The sequence below is a fragment of the Corynebacterium sp. genome (assembly GCF_022712275.1).
In the GTDB taxonomy this organism is placed as follows: Bacteria; Actinomycetota; Actinomycetes; order Mycobacteriales; family Mycobacteriaceae; genus Corynebacterium.
On sequence record NZ_JALAGU010000032.1, the window covers coordinates 1 to 22,040 of the forward strand.

Annotated in this window: 22 protein-coding genes and 1 pseudogene; 12 read left to right on the forward strand and 11 right to left on the reverse strand. The window is 68.3% G+C overall.

Annotation, left to right across the window (positions count from 1 at the left end; translation table 11 throughout):
• Positions 1 to 183, reverse strand: a pseudogene (locus tag Q0A27_RS06915) (hypothetical protein); the annotation flags it as partial.
• A gap of 220 nt (positions 184 to 403) precedes the next feature.
• A complete protein-coding gene (glxR, locus tag Q0A27_RS06920; RefSeq protein ID WP_291474329.1) occupies positions 404 to 1,087 on the reverse strand; it encodes a CRP-like cAMP-activated global transcriptional regulator GlxR in 684 nt (227 codons plus the stop codon).
• Positions 1,088 to 1,244: 157 nt separating this feature from the next.
• Here glxR and nth point away from each other — a divergent pair, with 157 nt between their 5' ends.
• The 4 genes from nth to Q0A27_RS06940 are packed head-to-tail and all read left to right on the forward strand — an operon-like array spanning position 1,245 to position 4,640.
• Positions 1,245 to 1,946 (forward strand): endonuclease III, encoded by a 702-nt coding sequence (gene nth / locus Q0A27_RS06925; RefSeq protein ID WP_291474330.1) that lies wholly within the window; start codon positions 1,245 to 1,247, stop codon positions 1,944 to 1,946.
• A complete protein-coding gene (locus Q0A27_RS06930) occupies positions 1,943 to 2,617 on the forward strand; it encodes a TlpA disulfide reductase family protein (protein ID WP_291474331.1) in 675 nt (224 codons plus the stop codon). Before nth ends, Q0A27_RS06930 begins: the two co-directional genes overlap by 4 nt.
• Positions 2,618 to 2,637: 20 nt before the next feature.
• The gene (locus tag Q0A27_RS06935; RefSeq protein WP_291474332.1) at positions 2,638 to 3,435 is read left to right on the forward strand and encodes a CoA pyrophosphatase; all 798 of its coding nucleotides are present in this window, start codon (positions 2,638 to 2,640) and stop codon (positions 3,433 to 3,435) included.
• Positions 3,432 to 4,640 (forward strand): MarP family serine protease, encoded by a 1,209-nt coding sequence (locus Q0A27_RS06940; protein WP_291474333.1) that lies wholly within the window; start codon positions 3,432 to 3,434, stop codon positions 4,638 to 4,640. The genes Q0A27_RS06935 and Q0A27_RS06940 overlap by 4 nt, the downstream gene beginning before the upstream one ends.
• A 491-nt stretch (positions 4,641 to 5,131) precedes the next feature.
• Here the strand turns inward: Q0A27_RS06940 and Q0A27_RS06945 are convergent, their stop codons facing one another.
• The 3 genes from Q0A27_RS06945 to Q0A27_RS06955 all read right to left on the reverse strand — a co-directional run bounded on the left by Q0A27_RS06945 (position 5,132) and on the right by Q0A27_RS06955 (position 8,338).
• Positions 5,132 to 6,028: an alpha/beta hydrolase gene (locus tag Q0A27_RS06945; protein ID WP_291474334.1), complete on the reverse strand. Its 897-nt coding sequence runs from the start codon at positions 6,026 to 6,028 to the stop codon at positions 5,132 to 5,134.
• A gap of 16 nt (positions 6,029 to 6,044) precedes the next feature.
• Positions 6,045 to 6,554, reverse strand: coding sequence for a phage holin family protein (locus Q0A27_RS06950; RefSeq protein ID WP_291474335.1), 510 nt, complete (start codon positions 6,552 to 6,554; stop codon positions 6,045 to 6,047).
• A 920-nt stretch (positions 6,555 to 7,474) separates the two neighbouring features.
• Positions 7,475 to 8,338, reverse strand: a complete 864-nt coding sequence (locus Q0A27_RS06955) for an HAD family phosphatase (protein WP_291474336.1) — start codon at positions 8,336 to 8,338, stop codon at positions 7,475 to 7,477.
• A 215-nt stretch (positions 8,339 to 8,553) separates the two neighbouring features.
• On the opposite strand from Q0A27_RS06955, the gene Q0A27_RS06960 reads away from it, so the two are divergent.
• Genes Q0A27_RS06960 through Q0A27_RS06985 form a run of 6 tightly spaced genes read left to right on the forward strand, consistent with a single transcriptional unit; the run spans position 8,554 to position 13,033 of the window.
• On the forward strand, positions 8,554 to 9,516 hold the full coding sequence (locus Q0A27_RS06960; RefSeq protein WP_291474337.1) for a hypothetical protein: 963 nt from the start codon (positions 8,554 to 8,556) through the stop codon (positions 9,514 to 9,516).
• The gene (locus tag Q0A27_RS06965) at positions 9,513 to 10,676 is read left to right on the forward strand and encodes a TadA family conjugal transfer-associated ATPase (protein WP_291474338.1); all 1,164 of its coding nucleotides are present in this window, start codon (positions 9,513 to 9,515) and stop codon (positions 10,674 to 10,676) included. Before Q0A27_RS06960 ends, Q0A27_RS06965 begins: the two co-directional genes overlap by 4 nt.
• On the forward strand, positions 10,670 to 11,818 hold the full coding sequence (locus tag Q0A27_RS06970) for a hypothetical protein (RefSeq protein ID WP_291474339.1): 1,149 nt from the start codon (positions 10,670 to 10,672) through the stop codon (positions 11,816 to 11,818). The genes Q0A27_RS06965 and Q0A27_RS06970 overlap by 7 nt, the downstream gene beginning before the upstream one ends.
• A 54-nt stretch (positions 11,819 to 11,872) precedes the next feature.
• A complete protein-coding gene (locus Q0A27_RS06975) occupies positions 11,873 to 12,292 on the forward strand; it encodes a DUF4244 domain-containing protein (RefSeq protein ID WP_291474340.1) in 420 nt (139 codons plus the stop codon).
• Positions 12,273 to 12,641, forward strand: a complete 369-nt coding sequence (locus tag Q0A27_RS06980; RefSeq protein WP_291474341.1) for a TadE family type IV pilus minor pilin — start codon at positions 12,273 to 12,275, stop codon at positions 12,639 to 12,641. The genes Q0A27_RS06975 and Q0A27_RS06980 overlap by 20 nt, the downstream gene beginning before the upstream one ends.
• On the forward strand, positions 12,638 to 13,033 hold the full coding sequence (locus tag Q0A27_RS06985) for an Rv3654c family TadE-like protein (protein ID WP_291474342.1): 396 nt from the start codon (positions 12,638 to 12,640) through the stop codon (positions 13,031 to 13,033). The genes Q0A27_RS06980 and Q0A27_RS06985 overlap by 4 nt, the downstream gene beginning before the upstream one ends.
• Before the next feature lie 317 nt (positions 13,034 to 13,350).
• On the opposite strand, the gene Q0A27_RS06990 is transcribed toward Q0A27_RS06985, so the two are convergent.
• The 3 genes from Q0A27_RS06990 to Q0A27_RS07000 form a co-directional block, all read right to left on the reverse strand.
• Positions 13,351 to 14,598 (reverse strand): lipase family protein, encoded by a 1,248-nt coding sequence (locus Q0A27_RS06990; RefSeq protein WP_291474343.1) that lies wholly within the window; start codon positions 14,596 to 14,598, stop codon positions 13,351 to 13,353.
• 162 nt (positions 14,599 to 14,760) lie between these two features.
• Positions 14,761 to 16,026, reverse strand: a complete 1,266-nt coding sequence (locus Q0A27_RS06995; protein ID WP_291474344.1) for a lipase family protein — start codon at positions 16,024 to 16,026, stop codon at positions 14,761 to 14,763.
• A gap of 86 nt (positions 16,027 to 16,112) precedes the next feature.
• Positions 16,113 to 18,530, reverse strand: a complete 2,418-nt coding sequence (locus Q0A27_RS07000) for a DEAD/DEAH box helicase (RefSeq protein WP_291474345.1) — start codon at positions 18,528 to 18,530, stop codon at positions 16,113 to 16,115.
• Between the two features lie 262 nt (positions 18,531 to 18,792).
• Between Q0A27_RS07000 and Q0A27_RS07005 the strand changes: the two genes are divergently transcribed.
• Complete coding sequence (locus Q0A27_RS07005; RefSeq protein WP_010120999.1) at positions 18,793 to 18,996, forward strand: cold-shock protein; 204 nt, start codon at positions 18,793 to 18,795, stop codon at positions 18,994 to 18,996.
• Between the two features lie 297 nt (positions 18,997 to 19,293).
• Here Q0A27_RS07005 and Q0A27_RS07010 read toward each other — a convergent pair whose 3' ends face one another.
• The 3 genes from Q0A27_RS07010 to Q0A27_RS07020 all read right to left on the reverse strand — a co-directional run bounded on the left by Q0A27_RS07010 (position 19,294) and on the right by Q0A27_RS07020 (position 21,230).
• On the reverse strand, positions 19,294 to 20,262 hold the full coding sequence (locus Q0A27_RS07010; protein WP_291474346.1) for a hypothetical protein: 969 nt from the start codon (positions 20,260 to 20,262) through the stop codon (positions 19,294 to 19,296).
• A gap of 279 nt (positions 20,263 to 20,541) precedes the next feature.
• Positions 20,542 to 20,787: a hypothetical protein gene (locus Q0A27_RS07015; RefSeq protein WP_291474347.1), complete on the reverse strand. Its 246-nt coding sequence runs from the start codon at positions 20,785 to 20,787 to the stop codon at positions 20,542 to 20,544.
• A gap of 83 nt (positions 20,788 to 20,870) precedes the next feature.
• Entirely contained in the window at positions 20,871 to 21,230 is a 360-nt protein-coding gene (locus Q0A27_RS07020) for a helix-turn-helix domain-containing protein (protein WP_291474348.1), read from the reverse strand.
• A 142-nt stretch (positions 21,231 to 21,372) separates the two neighbouring features.
• On the opposite strand from Q0A27_RS07020, the gene Q0A27_RS07025 reads away from it, so the two are divergent.
• Positions 21,373 to 22,014 carry an NAD(P)-dependent oxidoreductase gene (locus tag Q0A27_RS07025; RefSeq protein WP_291474349.1) on the forward strand — a complete coding sequence of 214 codons (642 nt, stop codon included), beginning with the start codon at positions 21,373 to 21,375 and terminating at the stop codon, positions 22,012 to 22,014.
• Positions 22,015 to 22,040: the final 26 nt, after the last annotated feature.

The following is a 22,040-nucleotide window of genomic DNA, read 5'->3' on the forward strand; positions in this document are numbered from 1 at the left end:
GGGGGGGGGGGGGGGGGCGGTGCTGCCATCGGTATCAGCGGTTGTGGCCCCGGTGGTTGTGGCGGTGACGGTGTCGCGGCGGGCGGCGTAGAAAGCGAGCCAGTGGGCATGACGCTGCTCCAGCCAGGCGGCGATGAGCTCGTCCTTCGAGGCGAAGTTGTTGTAGAGACTCTTGCGTGCCACCTTCGCGTGCTCGATAGCCGAATCTGCCTACTTAAGTCGTCGGAGGCAAGTGGGCGGCGGTGGCCGGGGAGTGCGTACACAATCGTCACGGATCCGGGAATCCGATACAACGCCGAGTGCGAAAACGTGACGATTGTGTACGGGCTCCAGCATTACGCCTGCATGACAAAGGGGGCCGACCCGGGAAACGGGTCGGCCCTCACAAGGGGAACGCCAGGAGCTACCGGGCGCGCTTTGCCAGGCGTTCGGTGTCCGAGATCAGCACGGACTTGCCCTCCAGGCGGATCCAGCCACGGTGGGCGAACTCGGCCAGTGCCTTGTTCACGGTCTCGCGGGAGGCGCCGACGAGCTGGGCGATCTCCTCCTGCGTCAGGTCGTGGTGCACGCGCAGCGCACCACCCTCCTGGACGCCGAAACGGTTCGCCAGCTGCAGCAGGGCCTTGGCGACACGGCCGGGGACGTCGGTGAAGATGAGGTCGGCCAGGGCGTTGTTGGTGCGGCGCAGACGGCGGGCCAGCACGCGCAGCAGCTGCTCGGAGATCTCCGGGTGGGCCTGGATCCAGTCGTGCAGCATCTGGGAGTCCATGGTCGCGGCGGTGACCTCGGTGACACAGACCGCCGCAGAGGTGCGGGGGCCCGGGTCGAAGATGGACAGCTCACCGAACATGTCGGAGGGTCCCATGATCGTCAGGAGGTTCTCACGACCGTCCGGGGCGTGACGGGCCAGCTTCACCTTGCCGGAGATGATGATGAACAGCCGGTCACCGGGCTCCCCCTCGTCGAAGATGGTGGTGCCGCGGGGGAAGGTCGTCGATTCCAGCTGCTCGATCAGCGTGTTGACGGCCGCCGACTCAACACCCTGGAAGATGCCTGCACGGGATAGGATCTCGTGTACTTCGCCCATTACTCGTTAGACTCCTGTAGAAGCTGCATTGCCGTTGTCGGAGGAGGTGACAGGTTGGTCACAACCAGCCGGCAGCATGGTTTACCGCACAGAATACAGTGTGTGAACGGTCACGGGGAGACCAGGGGTGAAACTCGGACGACTAGACTGGGGCGTCATGTCCGTCCCGACCCCCGAATCCCCCCTGGCACGCACGCGACGTACCCGGTGGATCAACCGTACACTGGCCGAGGAGTACCCGGACGCACACTGCGAACTGGACTACACGACCCCGTTGGAACTGCTGGTGGCCACGGTGCTGTCGGCCCAGTGTACGGACAAGCGCGTCAACCAGGTGACCCCGGCCCTGTTCGCCGCGTTCCCGGACGCCGCGTCCTACGCCGCCGCAGACCGGGAGACCCTCGAGGAACTGATCCGGCCCACCGGGTTCTTCCGCAACAAGGCGTCCAACCTTATCCGGATGGGTGCCGCGATCGCCGAGGAGCATGACGGCGAGGTTCCGGGGACGCTGACGGAGCTCGTGAAGCTGCCCGGGGTGGGACGCAAGACCGCGAACGTGGTGCTCGGCAACGCCTTCGGTGTGCCCGGTTTCCCGGTGGACACGCATGTAGGACGCCTCGTCCGCCGTCTCGGACTGACCACGGAGACCGACCCGGTCATCGTCGAGCGGGAGATCACCGCGATGGTGGAGAAGAAGGAGTGGACAATGTTCTCCCACCGGCTCATCTTCCACGGTCGTCAGGTGTGCCACTCCCGCAGGGCAGCCTGCGGGGTCTGCGTCCTCGCCCGTCGCTGCCCGTCGGCGGGGACCGAGGGCCCGATGGACGTGGCGGACGCCGGGAAGCTGGTGACGGCGTGAGTGACAAAGCGCGCATCGCGCTGCTCGCCGGCGCCGTGGTCGTGGGCCTGGGCGTCGCCGCTGTGCCGGTGGTGATCTCGCTGACCGGGGAGGACGCCGGGACGTCCACTCCCGAGACTTCTGCAGTGACCTCCGGAGTCGAGGAGACCGATGCCCCCGACGGTCCGGCGGACGCCACCGGTACCCGCTACACCGTCGCGGACGCCCAGCGCATCGACTGCCCGACCGGTGACGGGACTGACCCCCAGGATTCCGAACTCTCGGATGTCGTCCTGCCGTGCCTCACCGACGGTGGCAGCACCGCGGAGACCTCGATGGCACAGGCCCTGGCCGGCAAGCCCACGCTGGTCAATGTGTGGGCATGGTGGTGCCAGCCCTGCCGGGCGGAACTGCCCGTGCTCACCGAGGCCGCGGAGAAGCACCCGGAGTGGAATATCGTCGGCGTCCACGCCAACGGTCAGGGGCAGGCCGGCGCGGACCTGCTGGCGGATCTGGACGCCCGACTGCCGGCGTTCCAGGACAGCGACGGGGCCTTCGCGGTAGCCGCCGAACTGCCCTCGGTCATCCCGGTCTCGGTGATCTACCGGGCGGACGGGAGCCGGGCGTCCTTCCACCCCGGGGAGATCACCTCGGTGGAGCAGCTCGAGGAACTTATGGGTGCCGCGGTCTGACCCGCTAGACTGGCGGCTCCATGACTTCCACACGAGACGCGCTCCACCACAACTCCGGCGTGTCCCTCGGCGACTGGCTCGCTGAGGGGCGACGTCAGCCGGAGCTGCCCACATCCATGCCGGACTGGCTCGAACCCCTGGTTGACCGGGTGCGGCGTCCGGAGACGGACGTCCGTATCCACGGGATGAACCGCACGGTGCCGGAGCTCGGCCCGGACGGGACGCCGCCACGTCCGTCCGCGGTGCTGGTGCTGCTCGGTGAGGAGCAGGGTCAGGATCCGACGCTGATGCTGACCCACCGCACACCGACGCTGCGCAGCCATTCCGGGCAGATCGCCTTCCCCGGCGGTCACCGCGAGCCCACCGACGCCGACCCCGTCGCCACCGCGCTGCGTGAGGCGACCGAGGAGACCGGTCTGGACGCTGCTGGGGTGGACCCGCTGGCGGTGATGGACCCGCTGTACATCGACCGGACGAACCACGCCGTGATCCCGGTGCTGGGCTACTGGCGTAGGCCGGTGCCTGTCGCGCCGATGACCGCGGAGAGCGACTGGGTGCGCAATGTGCCCGTCGCGGAGCTGGTCGACCCGGAGCGGCGGATGCATCTGGGCCTGCCCGGGGCGGACGTGTGGAAGTCCCCGGCGTTCGACGTCGACGGTTACCTGCTGTGGGGCTTCACCGGTGCGGTGGTCGACGGGCTGCTGAAGCTCGGCGGCTGGGAGCAGCCGTGGACGGAGACCGCTCCGGTGCTGGACCTGTTCGACGCGATCGCGAATTCCCGGAACGGTGAGAATCTGACCCCGGAGGATCTCCGGTGACGGGCTCCGCGATCGTCGACTGCATCATCGCCCTGGCCGCAGTCGGCGCGCTGTTCACCGGGTGGCGGCAGGGCGGCTTCTCCGCTGTGCTGTCGCTCGTCGGTGTGCTCGGTGGCGGCTGGGCGGCCCTGGAACTGCTGCCGCATGCCCTGGACCTGGTCAATGACGATTCGGCCCGCTTCTTCGTCGCGATCATCGTGGTGGCCGGTGGCGTGGTGCTGGGCTACTCGCTGGGCTCCTGGGTGGGGCTGAAGCTGCGTGACGGAATCAGGACGCGGTCGCTGCTGCGTGCGGACTCAGCGGTGGGCTCGGTGGTGCAGGTCGTCACGACTCTGCTGGTGATCTGGATGGTGGTTGTGCCGGTGACCGGCAACAACTCCGGTGACCTGGGCGCTTCGGTACGCGGGTCGAAGATTCTTCGCGGGGTCAGTGACATCGCCCCGGAGTGGCTGCAGGCACTGCCGAACCGGACCTCGACACTGTTCACCGACTCCGGGTTCCCCGCGGTCACGGACCCCTTCGACGACGTTCCCGTCGTCGAGGTGGGGGAGCCGGACGTGGGGCTGGCGGCGTCCCCTGAGGTGGCGGCGACGAAGCCGTCGGTCGTGCGGGTCGTGGGTCAGGCGGAGCAGTGCGGGAAGATTCTGCAGGGTTCCGGGTTCCTGGTCGACGACGAGACCGTGATGACGAATGCGCACGTGGTCGCCGGTACCGACGTGGTCGGCATCGAGACCGTCAACGGCGAGTTCGACGCGCAGGTGGTCTACTACAACCCGCAGGAGGACGTGGCGCTGCTGCGGGTCCCCGGGAATACGGGTCTGACGCCGCTGAACTGGGCTGACAGGGTCGCCGCCCCCAATGATGACGCTGTGGTGATGGGCTACCCGCTGGGCGGGCCGTTCGAGGCGACGCCGGCGCGGGTGCGGGACCTGTTCACCGTGTCCGGTCCTGACATCTACGCCGATTCGCGGGTTGACCGGGAGGCGTACACGCTGCGTGGCACGGTGGTGCAGGGCAACTCCGGTGGCCCTGTGATCAATGCCGCCGGTGAGGTCATCGGCCTGGTCTTCGGTGCCGCGGTGGGGGACTCGGAGACCGGCTACGCCCTGTCGAAGGCCGAGGTGCTGGAACATGTCGGGCAGCCCGGCGGGTATGACGCGGACTATGTGGACACGGTGGACACGCGTTCCTGCGTGGCGGGGTAGGGGCTCTACCTGGCGCGGCAGGGGAGCACTACGTGGCGGAACAGGATGATGGGGGCGGGTGGCAGTGCTCAGTGCACAGCGGCATCCGCTCCTGTCGCCTCGGATGGCCTGGGCGACAGGAGCGGATGCCGCTGCGCAGGATGGGATGCCGACCTCGGGAAGCGTTGGTCGCCTCGCCTATCAATGCACGTCGGGGGACGCCGGGAGTGCGTCCCGTTCACGATGTCGCCGTCCGACGACTTCTCCATCGTCGTCGCTTGACGACAAGAGTTGGATCCGCGCCGCACGGAGACAGTTGTCGTCCACCGTCCTGACCATCCGGCCCCAGCACTGCGCGACGGTGCTGCGCGACACATGGGCCTTGTCTGCCAGCGCCTGCTGGGTCAGGCGTGCGAGTCACCGGCGTCGTGTCTCTGATCAGCTACAGAAGGAAGACGTCTGTCGCTGGTCGGACACACAGGTGGACAAGGGACTGTCCGGGGCCGGCAGGCTCACTCAACGCCGAGGATGATCCGCGCGACGGCCGCCGGATCCTCGATGTGGGGGAAGTGTCCCACACCGTAGAGCACCTCGGTGCGGGAGCCCTTGCCGCCACGGGCGGCGGACCGCTTCGCGATCTTCGCATTGTAGGAGCGGTCCATCGAACCGTCGACACACACCACAGGTGCGGCGGTGTGGTTCGGCAGGGAGCGGTCGAAGTGCCCGCCCTCGGGGCGGAACCGGCTGCGCACCGTCCACCGCCGGTACTCGCACGACAGGTGGGCGACCTTGTCGACCTGCATCGCCTCACGGCGCAGCTCGGCGTGGCGGGCGCAGGTCTCCGTGTCGCGGAAGCCCGGGGCGGCGCTGTAGCGGAAGGTCTTGACGGCCTTCTCCGCGTTGTTGCGCAGCAGACGGTGCTCCGGCCAGCGCGGCAGTTGGGCGAACATCGAGGACCGCAGTCGCGGCCACTGGGAGACCGGATGCAGCAGCACTGACCGGGCCACCACCCGCGGGTGGGCGGACGCCAGGGTCACCAGACCCCGGACCCGCTCCGGTTCGTGGGCGGCCATGGTCCAGCCGATCAGACCGCCTTCACCGTGGCCGACGACGAGGGCGTCCATGTGGCCGAGGCCGCGGATGACCCCGCACATGTCGGAGGCGGCAGTGGTCAGGTCGTAGCCGCGGGGAGTCTTGTCCGACTTCCCGTAGCCGCGCAGGTCCACGGCGGCGAGGCGCACCGGGGCGGCGTCCAGCTCGGGCATCAGCTCGGTCCAGTCGAACCAGCCGCCACCGAAGCCGTGGATCAGCAGGACCAGTGGCGCGGTACGCGGGCCGGTGACGGCGACATGCAGACGAATGCCCCGGGTGTGCACATAGATGTGCTCCGGGGCGGAGGAGGAGTTCACGGAAGGGGTCCGGCGTCTAGGTGAACATGCCGGCGTCGTCCGAGGAGGAGGCCGAGGAGCCGGAGCTCGGAATCACGGTCTTGAGCTTGCCGACCGAGTCGATCGTCGCTTCGGGCTTCTTCACACCCTTGATGAACTTCACCGCCACGAGCGCCAGAACGACGACGAGGACGAACATGATGAGGAAGACCACGAGGAAGGCGACCCAGCGCGGCATCCAGTTGTCGAGGAGCTCAGCGAGGAAGAAGAAGAAGAAAAAGGAGCTGTAGGCGAGGATGACGCCCGCGCCACCCAGCAGACCTGCAGCGATGCCTGCCTTCTTCGCCGAACCTGCGATCTCGGTCTTGGCCAGCTCGGTCTCCGAGCGGATCAGGGACGAGACCTGGGTGGAGGCGTCCCGCACGAGCTCACCGATGCCGGGGGTGCGGCCGGCGGCGGCGTCCTCCAGCGGGATGTTACTGACCTGCGGGGTGAAGCTCTCGGCGTCGCTGAAGAAGCCGTTGTCCTTCTGGGTGTCCTTGCTCACTGCGTGTTCTCCCTGTCCGTACGTGTTGACTGTGGGCCATTCTGCCATGCCTGGGCGGCTCCGGTGGGAGAACCCCGGGCGAAGTGGGGTTCAGTCGGGGGAAGACCGTCAGGTGTCCCCGGTACTCTCCGTGGTTATCACGGAACCGGTTGCAGCTGCGAGATTCCCTGAACCCTGGATCGTGCCTCCAGCTCATGGGATGCCTCCGCGGATAGCGACCGCACCAGGTTGAGGGCGTCCCTGTACCTGATCTATGTGGCTGATCCGGAGCAGATGTTCGTGATGGCTCACCCGGTTTCTCAGGCGGCGAAGTCGTTCGAGGGCTTCGGCAACGGCGTATCCGGGAGCGACCTCGTCTGGTACGGGGTGGGGCCGTGCTACCGCTGATGCTCTCCACAGTCGTGTTCCCGCCACGTGCTCAGCGTGGGGGAAGGCTCTCGTCAGAGCATTCATCCAGAGATGCTCGTTGCGGGGGAGGCAGGAAGACAGTCGATGCGTCCTCGAATCCGGTGTCGGGGGCTCATGGGGGGGAGCAGGTGCACCAGATTTCCCCAGGTAAGCAGTGAAACCAGATCGTCATGACTGACAGGAATTCCGTGCCGGGGATGATCGCCGAATGTGGGATCCGCTTTTCCCCGTGCGGCAGCACTCCATACCATGCCGATGCCATGGTGACCTGCCACGAGTAGAGCGCGCTGATGGCGGCGTGACCCGGCTCGACGTTGCCTGCGGCGCGTCAGAACTCCCGGTACGGTTCCAGTCGGGCAGCAGCCGCCATCCCCACGAATCCCTGCATGTTTCCTCCCCGTATGCGGGAAGCCCCGGTTTCCCGGGGCTTCCGCCTGGTAGCGACTGGTCCTGCCAGCATGTTTTACGCCTCTGGATCTACCGGAAGGCTCTGACCGGTACAGGGGCCCACCTCACCGCCCGCGGCGGCGCACCACCAGTCCGGTCGCGAGCGCGGCGATCAGCGCCAGCCCCGCGGACGCCCCGGCGATCACGCCGCTCTTCTCCGGTAGGTGGAACAGCGGCTCAGGTCGGTTGAAGGTCACCGTGGGCCACTCGCGGGCAGCGGCCTCCTTCTTCAGAGCCTTGTCCGGGTTCACCGGTACGGGATGCCCCACCGCCTCCAGCAGCGGCAGATCGGTTGCCGAATCGGTGTAGGCGTAGCTTGATTCGAGCTCGTACCCGTGGCGTCCTGCCAGGTCATGCAGGCCCTTCACCTTCGCCGCTCCCTTGCAGAAGAACGGCACCTCGCCGGTGAACGTGCCGTCCTCGGCGACGGTCAACTCCGTGGCGATGAGGTGGTCCACCCCGAGTTCCTCGGCGATCGGCGTGACCAGCAACCGGGCGGACGCGGTGATCATCGCCACCCGGTGGCCGGCCGCCTGGTGGGCCTTGATGAGGGTCCGGGCCTCGGCGTAGATGAACGGCACGATGACCTCGTGCAGGGCGTCGTGGGCGACCTCGGCGAGGTCGGCGGCGCGGCGTCCCTTCACCATCTCGACCAGGGCGTCCTTCGTCGCGTCCATCGACTCGTCGTCGTGGCCGGCGAGTTTGTAGTTGCCGAGCATGAGCAGCAGCCGCAGCATCTCGCCGGTGGTGATCAGGCCCCGGTCCGCCAGCGGTTTGCGGTACGCCATCGATGCGGAGGTGTCGATGACGGTCTTGTCCAGGTCGAAGACAGCGAGGACGCGCGACGGATCGACGCCGGGGTCGGTGGCGACCTGCGCGGCGTCGGGGATGTCGATGAGATCGGTGCTCTCTTCGGGGACTGACGTCACGCCCCTACAATACGTCCCACCAGTCACAGGTGTTACACCTCGATGAGTTGTCCACAGGCAACCGTACGAATCGGAAGAGAGTTGTCCACAGGGAAAGCGCCTGTTCTTGCCGGATCCGGGGGAGCCTGGCACGCTCCACCCCTATGTTGGGGACCTTAAGACACCGAAACCATTCCGACCGCCCGCCACGACCACCGGCACCAGTAGTCACCACCGTGGCCACACCGGCACTCGTCGAGGAGACCACACTCATCGTCGCCGTCACCGGCCGCTCTCTGGTCACCTGGGATCCGGACGCGACGCTCCCTGAGGGCACGGGGTCCGTCATCCTGCTGCAGGACGCCGCGTCTGCGTCTTCTGATGCCGCCGCCGATCTCATCGCCCAGGGCATCGCCGTGCGGACCGTGACGGTCACCGACGGCACCGGGGATGCCGGTGACCTCGGTGGTGGACGGGTGTTCCACCTGCCCGGGCAGGCTACCGACCTCGCCGCCCATCTGGGGGCCACGGACTATCCGGATCTCGCCGTCTACGGAGCGGCCGGTGGGGCAGGGGCCAGCACCTTCGCCGCAGCGTTGGCCGGAGCACTCGCTGACCCGGCACTCGGCGGCGACGGCCAGGCCCTGCTCATCGAAGCCTCCGGACACAGCTCCCTCGACCACCTCCTCGGCCTGGAGAACACGACCGGGCGCCGCCTGCCGGAACTCGCCGGGACTTCGACGCTCACTGCCGCGATGCTACGTGACCTGCCGTGGAGCGGGGATGTGGCTGTCCTGTCGGGCACGGGTCCGGTGCCTGACTACCTGGACACCGCCATGCCCGTGGTCCGCGACTGCGGACGGTGGAGCGGGGAAGAGGTGGCTGGAGCAGTGACTGGACGACCTGTCCTCGTCGTTCCGGCGACCGTGCCCGGGACAATGGCCGGACGTCGTGCCCTGGCGCAGATCCCCGGGGCAGCGATCGTCCTGCGCGAGATGCCCCGGACCGACCTCGAGTGGAACGACGCCCTCACCCTCCTCGGGCGTGCACCCGAGGTCACCTGGGAAGACGACCCCTTCCTCACCGCCGAGACCGACCGCGGGGACTTCGGGCCGGGTCAGTCCACGGGCGCCGCCGGAACCGCCGCCGCCCGCCTGGTCACCGCGCTGGCCGACAATATGAACCGGGATCAGCCGTGAACGCACTGCTCGCCGGGGTCCGCGACGACCTCGCCCGCCGCGGGGTGGATACCCCGACCCCCGCCGAGATCGCGGTCTCCGTCCAACGGGTCCAGCACGGCGACACCGACCTGCGCATCGTCGATGGCGTCCGCTCCCTGGCCCGTGAGTTCTCCGGCCTGGGAGAGCTGGCGGTGCCGCTGGCTGATCCCGAGGTCACCGATGTCCTGCTCAACGGACCCGGCCCGGTGTGGGTCGACCGTGGCTCCGGCATGGAACCCACCGACCTGGTCATCGGGGACACCGCCCGGTGCCGGGAGATCGCCGTCCGCCTGGCCACGGCCTGCGGGGTGCGGCTGGACGATGTGAGGCCTTTCGCCGACGGCGTCCTCACCGATCTGCCGGCGGGCGTGGCGGCGCAGGCCGTGCGCGTCCACGCGGTCCTCGCCCCGCCGGCCGGGCAGGGGGCATGCGTGAGCCTGCGGGCACTGTCGGCGTCCCACCGGTCGTTGGCTTCCCTGCAGGAGGCGTGCCTGTTCCCGCCGGAGATCGGTGACCTATTGCGCGACCTGGTCCGGGACCGTGAGAGCATCCTCATCAGCGGCGGCACCGGTGCAGGTAAGACCACACTGCTCGCCGCGCTGCTGGCCGAGGTGCCGCAACGCGAACGGATCCTGCTCGTCGAGGACACCCCCGAACTCTTCCCCGACCACCCGCACGTCCTCGGATTGCACACCCGCGATGCCGGAGTCGACGGTGCCGGTGAGATCGACGTCCGGACCCTGGTGCGTCAGAGCCTGCGGATGCGCCCCGACCGCATTGTCGTCGGGGAGATCCGCGGTGCCGAGATCGCCGAACTACTGCTCGCCTTCAACACCGGCCACGCGGGCAGCGCGGGCACCGTCCACGCCAACGGGGTGGATGCCGTCCCCGGTCGCCTGCGTGCCCTCGGCGCACTTGCCGGGCTGCCGGACGCCGCGGTCGACCGTCAGGTCGCTGACGGGATCGGGGTGGTCGTGCATGTCGAACGCACCCCGGCCGGACGGCGCGTCACCAGTATCGGACGCTTCGTGGTCGGCAGCGGCAGTGGCAGCGGCAGTGGCAGCGGCAGTGGCAGTGGTGGTGGCAGTGGTGGTGGCGCTGACGGTCTGGCCGTGGAGCGGATGTGGGACGCATGCTGACCGTCGTCGCCGTCGCCGGGGTGCTCGGGCCCGTCGGCTTCACCGCCCACCGCATCCTCGGCCGCGTCCGCAGCTTCGCCGCCGAGCGTGCCCGCACGAGGACGCTGCGCTCGATCGTCGACGCCTTCTCCCGTGAACTCGGGGTCGGGGCTTTCCCGGTGGACGCCGCGGGTCACGCCCTCGCTGCAGTGGATGACACCCGGGGAGTAGGCCGTGAGCTCGTCGAGCAGTTGGCGGTGGAAGTGCGGCGGGTACGCCTCGGGGCGCAACCGGGGGAGGGGACTTCTGCCGACGGAGAGTCATCCGTGGATCCGGATGTGGAGCGGTTGCTGAACGTCTGGGCGTCTGCGAACCGCCACGGCAGCGCCCTCGGCCGACTCATGGACCGGCTGCGTGCTGACCTGGATGCCCGGCTCACCCACCTCAGCCACACCTCCAGTGCCCTTGCCGGGGCGAGGCTGACCGAGACGATCCTGCTGCTCCTGCCGTTCGGCGCCCTGGCCCTCGGTCAGTCGATGGGACTGAATCCGGGAGTGTTCCTGGTGGGCAATGTGCTCGGCGTCCTGCTGCTGGTCGTCGGGGTACTGCTGGGATGCGCCGGGGCACTGTGGACCGAGTCATTGACTGTGACGGTGCTGGGCGGGGTGGGTCGACGCGCCGGTCCCTCCCCACTGGACGCCGCCCGCCTGCTCGACCTCTTCGCCGAATCACTGTCCTCGGGGCTGCCGGTGTCCGTGGCCTGGCATGTCGCCGTGACCTGCGGGGACGCTGACGCCGGGGCACAGGATGCCGACGGAGGCGATGGAGGTGTCGGCGGTGACCGCGGTGAGGAGGACTGCGTCCGGACTGTCGCGGCACTGCTCGCCCTCGGAGCCGGGGCGGAGGCCTGGGAGCCGTTGCGGGACGACCCGCACCTCGGGCCGGTCGCCCGGCTGGCGGAATCCGGTTCCCGCAACGGGGCCCGGCTGGCCGACGGCGTCCGGGCGCAGGCCACACGGCTGCGGGCGGAGGCGGCGGATGCGTCGTTGGCCGGGGCGGAACGGGTGCTCGTCGTCGTGGCGGCACCGCTGACCCTGTGTTTCCTGCCCGCATTCGTCCTCGTGGGGCTCATCCCGCTGGTGGTGGGCTTTGCCGGAATCTGATCAGCACAACCATTGACACCTGAACCGAACACTGAACTGAAAGGGGACATGACCATGTCCGCACTGACCGCACAGACCAAGATGACCACCCTGACCACTGACGAACCTGACCTCGACAAGGCCACCGACAAGGCCACCGACAAGGCCACCGACAACACCACCGACGTCACCCCACCGGACCCCTTCGGCGACTGGGACACCGACCCCGAACCCGACGGCTGGGACGAAGAGCTGCCCGCCGCCCAGATCACCGATGACATCGACATTGAAGACGTTGAAGACGTTGAAGACGTTGAAGACGAGGACGACAGCGGCGGCTTCCTGGGAGATGACCTCGGCATGTCGACCATCGAGTACGCCCTGGGGTGTGTCGCAGCAGCGGCTCTCGGTGCCCTGCTCTACCTTGTCGTCACCTCCGACACCGTCGAGTCCGCCCTCAGCGGGATCTTCGAACGTGCCCTCAACACGCAGTGACAGGTCCGACGCCGGCTACGTCACGGTCGAGGCCGCAATCATGTTCACCGCGCTGACTGTCGTGGTCGGCCTGGTGGTCGCGGGGATCGTGACCGTGGCGTCCTACCTCGGGGCCGTGGACCTGGCACGCGACGCCGCCCGCGCCGCAGCGCTGGATCCGGGTAATGCGTCCGGGGCGGCGTCCTCTGTGGTCTCTGGGGTGGACGCCGACGCGCGGGTCTCGGTGAGCAGCGGCGGGGACGGGACGGGCACAGACCTCATTACCGTGCAGGTCACCCGGCCCGGGCGTCTGTTCGACCTCTCTGCGACTGCCGTGATCGTCGCCGAGCCGGCGGCGGAGTCGCAGTGAGCCCCCGCGATGATGCTGTCTTCGGGGACGGAGGGGGCGGGAGGGATGAGGACGGCTCCGCCACTGTCGCCGGGGTCGGCGTCATCCTCGGGATCATCGCCATCGCGACCTTCCTCGGACTGCAGGTCACCGGGCTGGTCCAGCAACACCGGGCAGACGCCGCCGCCGACCTCACCTCCCTGTCTGCGGCTACCGTGCAGGTCAGCTCTGGAGTGTCGGAGGCCTGCGGGAGGGCGGCCGAGATCGCCGAATCCAACGGGGCCTCGCTCACGCAGTGTCACGAGGTCACCGGTGGCGGGCCGGACGCGCCGGCTGGAACGCTGGGTGAAGTGGGGGTCCTCGTCGAAGTGACCGTCGGCTCCCGCTCTGCTGTCTCCGTCGCCGGGCCGTGAAAGCGGTCAGGTTACCGAGTGAGTGAGGAACGCTGTCGCTACCGGTACGGAGCGTGCAGCATGGTCGCTACCAGTACCGAGGCGCGGGTGTCAGGTACCTGATCTCCGTCTCCCGGTACTGGTGGCAGTTGTGCTGCACGCCCGATTCCGGTGTTGACCGCTGGTGGCTGGTGAAGGCAGGGTGAGACGGGGTGTCGTGACCGGGATGTCGGCATAACGCAGTGTCAGGTCGGTGAGGAGGGGTCGAGACCAGCCTCAGGCTGCGTGATGCGGACATGCGTGATGCGGACATGTGCGCGGGACAGCAGGGAAGGCACTTACCCCATGATGCGCTGCAGGAACGGCGTGGAGTCCGGCACAGAGGCCACCATCGCCCCACTGTGGTCGGTGGGGTACCAGTGCACCTCCACCTGCTCATTCGATCCGGCGAACTGGTTGACCCACATCTCCGAGTTCAGGGCGATACCGATCGGGGAGGGCACGTCGATGTCCGTCAACCCGTGCCCGAGGAACACCGGCTTGTCGTAACCGTCGGTCGGGGTGGCCATGTAGTCACGCAGCGCCGCAGCCAACCCGGGGATCTCGCGCAGCGGCCGGTTGAACAGCCCGGACAGGACCTCCCCGCTGAGTTCCTCCGACATCTCTCCCAGACAAGCGGTTTCTGCGAGATCGGCGACGCGGCGTCCTTCCTCGGTCAACGCCGACGACAGGTCGACCTCCGGGTGCGCCTCCCGGAACCCGGCGAGGATGTACGCGACGTACGCGCTGAGTGTGTCCGGCAGTGCGACCGGCGGGAACGACGGCGACCCCGCGAGCACCAGTTCCTCGACGTAGGCCGGCGCGCCGGTGGCCACCGCACCCCGGTAGTCCAGTCCGACCTCCGCGCTGCGGGCACTGGCCTTGTGGGCGACATGCAGCGCTACGCCACCACCCTGCGACTGGCCGATCACCGCCCAGGTGCCCGACAACTTCGCGCCGACGGAGTCGAGACCCCGGGCCGCGGCGACGGAGTCCACCACATTGGCTGAGGTGATCTTCCCGTTGAGGTAGCTCATGAGCCCCGGCGTCCCCATCCCCGCATAGTCCGAGGCCACGACCGCGTAGCCCTGCTCCAGCCAGTGGTTGAGGAATGCGGCGTCCCGGTCGCTGCGGACCTGCGCCGACGGGGTGCAGTTGTCGCCCAGCCCGGTGGTGCCGTGCGCCCAGGCGAGCACCGGCCAGCCGTCCTCGGGAGCCTCACCGGCGGGCAGGAACACCGCCGCGGTGGACGCCGCCTCCTCACCGTGCTGGTCGACGGTGGAATAGACGAAGCGTTGCTGTGCCCCGGCCCCGGACAACCCGAGCTCCGGCGACAACGGAACCTCCCCGACCGGGACACCCGGTGTGCCGGGCAGGGCGACCCCACCGGTGACATCGAGGCCGGACCAGTTCGGTGCCGGTTGAGGTCCGGGGACGGCTCCGGCGGACGGGGCGGTGGCGATGGCGACGCTGGTCAGCAGGCCGAGAGTCGCTGCGGTGAATCGGCGAAGCGGGGTGTTCCCGGTGATGGAGCGGGTAGGGCGCACGGTATCTCCTCAGGTATCAATGACGTGAATGAACGTTCAGTGAAGATACTAGTTGCGTGATGTCGGCAGCACGCAGTGTCAGGTGGGTGGGGAGGGGTCGAAACCAGCCTCAGACTGCGTGATGCGGGCATCGGAGGTCTTGGAGGACCGGTGACGTCCGCTTCAGCCCATGATGCGCGACATGAACGCCGTGGCGTCCCCGAAGGACTGCGACATCGCGCCACCGTGGTCGGTCGGGTACCAGTGCACCTCGACCTGCTCATTTGAGCCCGCGAACTGGTTGACCCACATCTCGGAGTTCAGGGCGACACCGATGGGCGAGGGCACATCCAGGTCGAACAGCCCGTGGCCCAGGAACACCGGCTGGTCGTAGCCGTCGGTCGGGGTGGACATGTACGCCCGCAGTGCCGGCTCCAGTCCGGGCACCGACCGCAGCGGCGCCGAGAAGGCGTTCGCCACATTCACCGTGTCGAGTGCACGGCGGAACTCGCGCAGACAGGTCGTCTTCGCGGCGGACACCATGCGGCGTCCTTCCTCGGTGAGTACCGCGTCCACATCCAGTTCGGGGTGTGCCTCGCTGAACCCGGCCAGCGTGTACAGCAGGTACGCGGTCAGGGTGCCGGTGATCGGGAACGGTGGTGTGTCCGGCCCGAGCGCCAGCATGACCTCCTCGATGTAGCCGGGCGCACCGGTGGCGACGGCCCCGCGGTAGTCCAGGCCGGCTTCGGCACTGCGGGAGGACGCCCCGTGTGCCACATGCAGTGCCGCCCCGCCGCCCTGGGACTGCCCTGCCACGGCCCACTTCGTCGACAACTGCGCACCGACCGAGTCGAGCTGCTGGGCGGCGATGACCGAGTCGACCACGCTGACTGCGGTCGCCTCGCCGTTGAAGTAGCTCATCAGACCCGGCGTCCCCATGCCCGTGTAGTCGGATGCGACGACGGCGTACCCGGCGTCCACCCAGTGGTCGACGAGGTCTCTGTCATTGCGGCTGCCGGCCGAGGGTGTGCAGTTGTCGCCCATACCGGTCGTGCCGTGCGCCCACGCGACCACCGGCCAACCGCCCTCCGGAGCCTCACCGGTCGGCAGGAACACCACCGCGGTGGACGCCGCGATCTCACCGTGCTGGTCCACGGTCGAATATACGAAGCGCTGCTGGGTGTCGCCGCCGGAGGGCAGGCGCTGTTCGTCGGCCAGCGGGACCTCCTGCAGGGGGACGCCGTACCCGGCCGGTAGATCAGGCAGACTCGCCGGGGACCGGACGTCGAGGCCGGACCAGTCCGGGGTGACGATCGGGGCCATCGGCTCCGGCATCGGGGAGCCGGGGATCAGGGGTGCGGCGGTAACGAAGGGAGTGGTGGCGACGGTTGTGGCCAGCACAGTGAGTGCGCTGAGTGCTGCGAAGGTGACGGCGGGTCGGCGGGGCATGGGTCTCCTGTCGGAAGAGCGTCAGAAGCGTCAGAAGCGTCAGAATGAGGCTCACCTTAGCCGACGGTTCCCGGTAAGGGGTCGATTCAGCCCGCGACCGAGGCCTTCTCCGCCAACGTGCGCAGCAGCACCGCCGCGCCCTGCTTGTACAGCGGGTCATTGCCGTTGCCGCACTTCGGCGACTGTACACACGACGGGCAGCCGGACTCGCACGCACATGACTCGACCGCCTCCGCCGTCATCCTCATCCATTCGGCGAAGCGGTTGACTCCGGCCTCGGCGAAGCCCGCGCCACCGGCGTAGCCGTCGTAGACGAAGACGGTGGGAAAGCCGGTGTCGGAGTGCAGCACGGTCGAGACGCCGCCGATGTCCCACCGGTCGCAGGTGGCCAGCAGTGGCAGCATCCCGATCGCCGCATGCTCGGCGGCGTGCAGCGTCCCCGGCCAGAGCGGTTCCTCGATGCCCAGGTCGAAGAGCACGCCCGGATCCACCGTGTATGCCGCCGCCCGGGTGACCAGGCGCTGCGGTGGCACCTCCAGCGGCACGGTCTGCAGCACCTCCCCGTCGGAGGTCCGACGCTGGTAGCCGGTGACCTGGTGGGTGACCTGCACCTGCACATCGGCCAGCCAGATGCCCGAGGGGGCGGAGTCCGTGCCACCGATCTCCCTGGTCGAGTAGACCCGGCCCATCCGGATCTCCGTGGTCTCCATCGCGCGGGTGTGCCATGCCGGCGTCTCCGGGTGCACCGCGGCCATCGACCCCTCGAGCGAGAGCTCGTCGACCACGAAGGACTCGCCCTGGTGGACGTACACCGCCCCGTCATGGACCTCGGAGACCGCCCGGGCAGCATCGACGGTGCCGAGGATCTGGCCGGAGGTCGTGTCGACGATGAGCACCTGGTCACCGGAGCCACCGCGGATGTTCACACGGGCATGGACACCTGTCGCGGCGTCTACGTCGGCGAAAATGCCCCGCGGTCTGCGCCGCAGCAGCCCCTGGGCGGTCAGTTGACGGACCACGCCCGTGGCGTCCACGTCCCCGCCGAAGGCGGTCACCTCCCCGTCGGCCAGCGGGGCCTCCGCCGCGGCGCAGAGCACATGGTCGGCCAGGACATAGGGGTTCGTCGGGTCGAAGACGCTCGCCTCGACCGGATGATCCAACAGGTCGCCGGGGTGGTGGACGAGGTAGGTGTCCATCGGATTGTCGGAGGCCACCATGACCACCAGGCAGCCCTGTCCGCGGCGTCCGGCACGACCGGCCTGCTGACGGAAACTTGCGACCGTGCCGGGGAAACCACAGCTCACGACCACATCGAGGCCGCCGACGTCGATGCCGAGCTCCAGCGCACTGGTCGCGGCCATGCCGAGCAGGTCGCCGTCGTCGAGCCGCTTCTCCAGCACCCGGCGGGCCTCCGGCGTGTAGCCGGCACGGTAGGACGCGATGCGCCGGGCGTCATCGACCCGTCCCAGTCCGGCGAGGTCGTCCGCGCAGGCCAGGGCGGTGATCTCCGCGCCGCGCCGGGAGCGCACGAAGGTCAGTGTCCGCGCGCCCTCGGCGATGGTGCGCGCCATGATCGCCGCCGCCTCGGTCGTCGCCGCCCGGCGCACCGGCGCACCGTGCTCGCCGACGGTGTTCTCCAGGAACCCCGGCTCCCACAGGGCCACGGTGCGTTCACCGCGCGGGGAGCCGTCCTCGGTCACCGCCACGGTCGGACGCCCCGTCAGCCGCTGTGCCTGCCCGGCCGGGTCCGCGGTCGTCGCACTGGCCAGGACGATGGTCGGACGGGCGCCGGCCCGGTGTGCCAGTCGCAGCAGCCGACGCAGCACCAGGGAGACATGCGCACCGAAGACGCCCCGGTAGACGTGACATTCGTCGACGATGAGGAAGCGCAGGTTGCGCAGCAGACGCGTCCACCGTTCGTGGTTTCCGAGGATCGAGGCGTGGACCATGTCCGGGTTCGAGATGATGACGCGCGCCTCTTCCCGGATCAGGCGGCGGGCCTCGGCGGGAGTGTCTCCGTCATAGGTGGCGACCACGGCGTCCTTCATCGCGGGGGAGGACGCGATGAGCCGGGCGAGGGCCGCGCGCTGGTCCTGGGCCAGGGCCTTCGTCGGCGACAGGTAGAGGCAGGACGCCAGGCGGTCGTGGATCAGCGCATCGGTGACGGCCAGCTGGTAGCCGAGCGACTTGCCGGACGCCGTGCCCGTCGCGACGACGACATCGGTGCCGTTGCGGGCGTGGTCCGCGGTCGTGATCTGGTGCGACCACGGGCGCTCGATGCCCTCGTCGACGAGGTGGGCGCGAAGATCCGGGTCGACCCAGTCCGGCCAGTCCACGGGGTCCGACAGGCGGGCGGGTTCGGTGCGCACGTGCGTGAGGACGGTGTCTGTTTCGCCGTTCTCTTCGCTGTTGCCCGTGTTATTCCTGGTCAGCGGGGCGAGGGCGGCGAGAAGCTCCGCCCCGTAGGACCCGGGGACGCCGGACGCTGCACCACTGTCTGCCATGGCTGACCAGTGTAGAGCCTGTCAATTTCGGGGGTGGTGTGGTGGTTGGTGCGCAAACGTGGAACACTGGTGGGTGGTCACAGTTTCTGTGCGTCGCTTTGCTCGCTGTTCCACCGGTGTTTCGCCGTGTCAGTAGGTGAAACGTTCGCGGGAGTTGTTTTGAATGCGAACGGACCTCCACTCCGGTGGTCTATGCATCGGCCCGGCATCTCCGTACAAGAACGTGGGGATGTCGATCACCGAATCTGAAGAAGGTAAGAACATGGCACAGGGAACCGTCAAGTGGTTCAACGCTGAAAAGGGCTACGGCTTCATCGCCCCGAACGATGGCGGCGCTGACGTCTTCGTCCACTACTCCGAGATCCAGGGCAACGGCTTCCGTACCCTCGAGGAGAACCAGCAGGTCGAGTTCGAGATCGGCGAGGGTGCCAAGGGCCCCCAGGCGCAGCAGGTCACCGCTCTCTAAGTCCTCCGGGACCGTGCTGCGGGTTCGCCTGCGGGACATATGAGACGCGGTCCTGTCTCTCGACAGAACCACTCAGAGCACCGCCTCCACCGGATCACTCCGGTAGGGGCGGTGTTCTGCATGTGCGGGTCCTTCGGCAGTGCTCCGTGCACAGCGGCATCCACTCCTGTCGCTTCGGTTCGCTGAGACGACAGGAGGAGATGCCACGCTGCATGACGGGATGCCACAGTCCGGCATTCCGGTTCATTGTCCCAGGCGCGTCACAGTGCGTGGCACCTTCTCCGTTTTCCGATGCAGTTACTCCAGCACCTCGATGATGCGGTCCCGCAGCGCTGCGACGGCGTCGGCGTCCTTCAGATCCTCCGAGACGACCCTGATGACGCGCCCACCGTCGCGCTGCAGCGCGGCGAGCACCTTCGAGTCCTTGTCACGTTGGCTGCGCTTGAGGTGATGTTCGCCGTCGTAGAACAGGTGCAGGCCATGGTCCTCCCATCCCAGGTCGGAGATGGTGAGGAGGTTGCCGTTGTCCTTGAATACCGGGATCTGGCTGCGTAGCCCGGGGGCGAGGTCCGCGACCACCAGCCGCAGCCGGGTCTCCATGGGCGATTCCGCCCCCAGATCAGTGGCTCCGAGTACACGGGCGGCGAGGTCGGCGTCCACACCACCGGGGACCATCAGGCCGGAGAGTGGGTCGAGTTCCTGGCGTCCCCGTGCATGATGGAAGGCATCGCTGGACTGCACGCACCGGATGAACTCCGGAGTGAGGTGAGGGCGCACCGAGGTGAGATCGGGGATCCTCCATCGGGCAGACCGGGCGTCGTCGGGCGTGCTGACCAGGTGCAGCATATGGGACAGCGTGGTTCCGGGATCCGCGATCCGGAGGTGACTGAGATCCCCGGTCACGTGGCGGACGCCCCTGAGATGCGTAGGAAGATGCCGGGTCGGGTGCACCAGGATGTGCGCCGGAGCGCTGGAGGGGTCGGTGCCGTGGGGTGCGAGAAACTCCAGGATCTCCTCGTTGACGAAGGAGGTCATCCTGTAGAGGGATGCCGCGCCGAAACCTGTCGCCATGCGCTTCGGATGCCGGAGCAGGTGAGCGATGGTGAGCTGAAGTGCGGTGATGCGTCGGTCGCGGCGGAAGCCGGAGTCCGTGGTCTCCGGGAGGAGTGCCTCATTACCGACGTAGACGCCACGTTCGGCAGGGGTGAAGTTGTCGCGCAGCGTCGCGCGGGTGACTCCTTGCTTCGTCAGTTCCTGCCTGGTCATGGGGCGTCGACCGGTGATCACGCTCGGACGGTTCGCATGCTTCCACGGGATCTGACGGTGGTACCAGTCTGTGATGCGGCATTCGGATACCGGTATCAACGGGCTGGGCTGTCGTTGCTGTCGTGGTTGCTGTCGTGGTTGCTGTGTGGTGTCGCGGGACCCCGCCCCGGACTCTCCCCCTGAGTTCATGGTGACATTCAACAGGATTCCGGTGGTTCTGTCACTGAAACAGGACGATCGATGACGCAGTGGCAGTGCTACGTGCACAGCGGCAGCTCCTTATGTCGCTTCCTCCTGCTCAGGCGACAGTAGGAGATGCCACGCTGCACGACGGGATGCCGGCGGGGAGCGGCGCGAAGGCGTGGTGGTGGATGTCAGCGGGGAGGGCGCGGCGACGAAGGGGTCGCCGAAGGTGACGGTACTGCCGGGGGCAGCGTGGGCGGCAGGGGCGGTGAACAGGGCGAACGCCACGGCGACGGCCAAGGTCAGGGAGGTCGGTGAACTGCGGAAATGTCGGGTGGTCATGCCCGGGTCACCGTCCGGCGGCGGCACTTGTCTTCTGTCGGAGGATAACTGAGATTCCCGGTACTGTGCAGGTCAGAGGCAGATCAGGCGCCGGCTGCGGTCCCCGACTGGGAGGCGACGACGTCGGTCATGTGTCCCACCGTCCAGTCGAACAGTGCGTGCACCGGCGGCAGGGCGGAGCGTCCCAGCGGGGTGAGGCGGTAGACGACACGCGGCGGGATTTCTGCGTAGGCGGTGCGCTCGACCAGGCCGTCGGCGGTGAGGACGCCGAGCCGCTGGGTGAGGACCTTGTCGGAGATACCGTCGACGCTTGTCTTCAGCTCACCGAAGCGTTGGTCGTCATCCTCGAGGGCGAGCAGGATGAGCATGTTCCACCGGTCGCCGACGGTGGCGAAAAGGGTGCGGCTGGGGCAGTCGCGGGCGGCAGGATTCCATGCGGTCATGAGGGGAACTCTACACCTGAACTGCAGAAGAGACGAATTTTGGTAAGACACTTTACATTGGTAAGTGTCAGGCGTACGGTCAGTTCCGGAACGACAGAAATACGCGATCAACACGCACTCATCATCATCGGAGGTAACACCCATGAGCACCATCACCGTCTACGGATCCACCGGCATGGTCGGTTCGGCCATCACTGCAGAGGCGGCGTCCCGCGGATTCACCGTCACCGGCGTCACCCGGAAGAGCCCGACGGACGTGAAGGACGCCGTCGCGGGCGTCACCTACGCCACCGGCGAGGTCACGGACGCCGCAGACGTCGTCGCCAAGGCCACCGCCACCGACAACCTCGTGATCTCCGTCCCCGGCGCCCGTGACGGCAGCTCCGTGCAGCCGATCATCGACGCCCACGCCGCCCTGATCCCGGCGCTGGCCGAGGCGAAGGTCACCGCCCGTATCTTCATCGTCGGCGGTGCCGGCGCCACCGAAACCCCCGACGGCACGCTGCTCAAGGACACCCCGGACTTCCCGGCCGCCTACAAGGCCGAGGCCGACAGTTTCGCCGAGATCCTCGGCCTCTGGCGCACCGCCCCGGAGAGCCTGGACTGGACCATGCTCGCCCCGGCGCCGGAGATCGCCCCGGGTGAGGCGTCCGCGTCCTACACCCTCGGTGACGACCAGCCGGCCGGCGACTTCGTGAGTGCCGGCACCTTCGCGAAGGCCGCCGTCGACGAGCTCGAGGCCCCGGCCCACCGCCGTGTCCGTTTCACCGTGGCGAACGCCTGAGGACGGGTCCGCGCAAGGCTCTGAGG

Bases quoted from the DNA above. Each gene is read 5' to 3' on its own strand.
- Q0A27_RS07015 (WP_291474347.1), bottom strand. From the start codon at position 20,787: ATGACCACCCGACATTTCCGCAGTTCACCGACCTCCCTGACCTTGGCC.
- Q0A27_RS06970 (WP_291474339.1), top strand. From the start codon at position 10,670: ATGCTGACCGTCGTCGCCGTCGCCGGGGTGCTCGGGCCCGTCGGCTTC.
- Q0A27_RS07000 (WP_291474345.1), bottom strand. From the start codon at position 18,530: ATGGCAGACAGTGGTGCAGCGTCCGGCGTCCCCGGGTCCTACGGGGCG.
- Q0A27_RS06975 (WP_291474340.1), top strand. From the start codon at position 11,873: ATGTCCGCACTGACCGCACAGACCAAGATGACCACCCTGACCACTGAC.
- Q0A27_RS07010 (WP_291474346.1), bottom strand. From the start codon at position 20,262: ATGACCAGGCAGGAACTGACGAAGCAAGGAGTCACCCGCGCGACGCTG.
- Q0A27_RS06935 (WP_291474332.1), top strand. From the start codon at position 2,638: ATGACTTCCACACGAGACGCGCTCCACCACAACTCCGGCGTGTCCCTC.
- Q0A27_RS07025 (WP_291474349.1), top strand. From the start codon at position 21,373: ATGAGCACCATCACCGTCTACGGATCCACCGGCATGGTCGGTTCGGCC.
- Q0A27_RS07020 (WP_291474348.1), bottom strand. From the start codon at position 21,230: ATGACCGCATGGAATCCTGCCGCCCGCGACTGCCCCAGCCGCACCCTT.
- nth (WP_291474330.1), top strand. From the start codon at position 1,245: ATGTCCGTCCCGACCCCCGAATCCCCCCTGGCACGCACGCGACGTACC.
- Q0A27_RS07005 (WP_010120999.1), top strand. From the start codon at position 18,793: ATGGCACAGGGAACCGTCAAGTGGTTCAACGCTGAAAAGGGCTACGGC.
- Q0A27_RS06995 (WP_291474344.1), bottom strand. From the start codon at position 16,026: ATGCCCCGCCGACCCGCCGTCACCTTCGCAGCACTCAGCGCACTCACT.
- glxR (WP_291474329.1), bottom strand. From the start codon at position 1,087: ATGGGCGAAGTACACGAGATCCTATCCCGTGCAGGCATCTTCCAGGGT.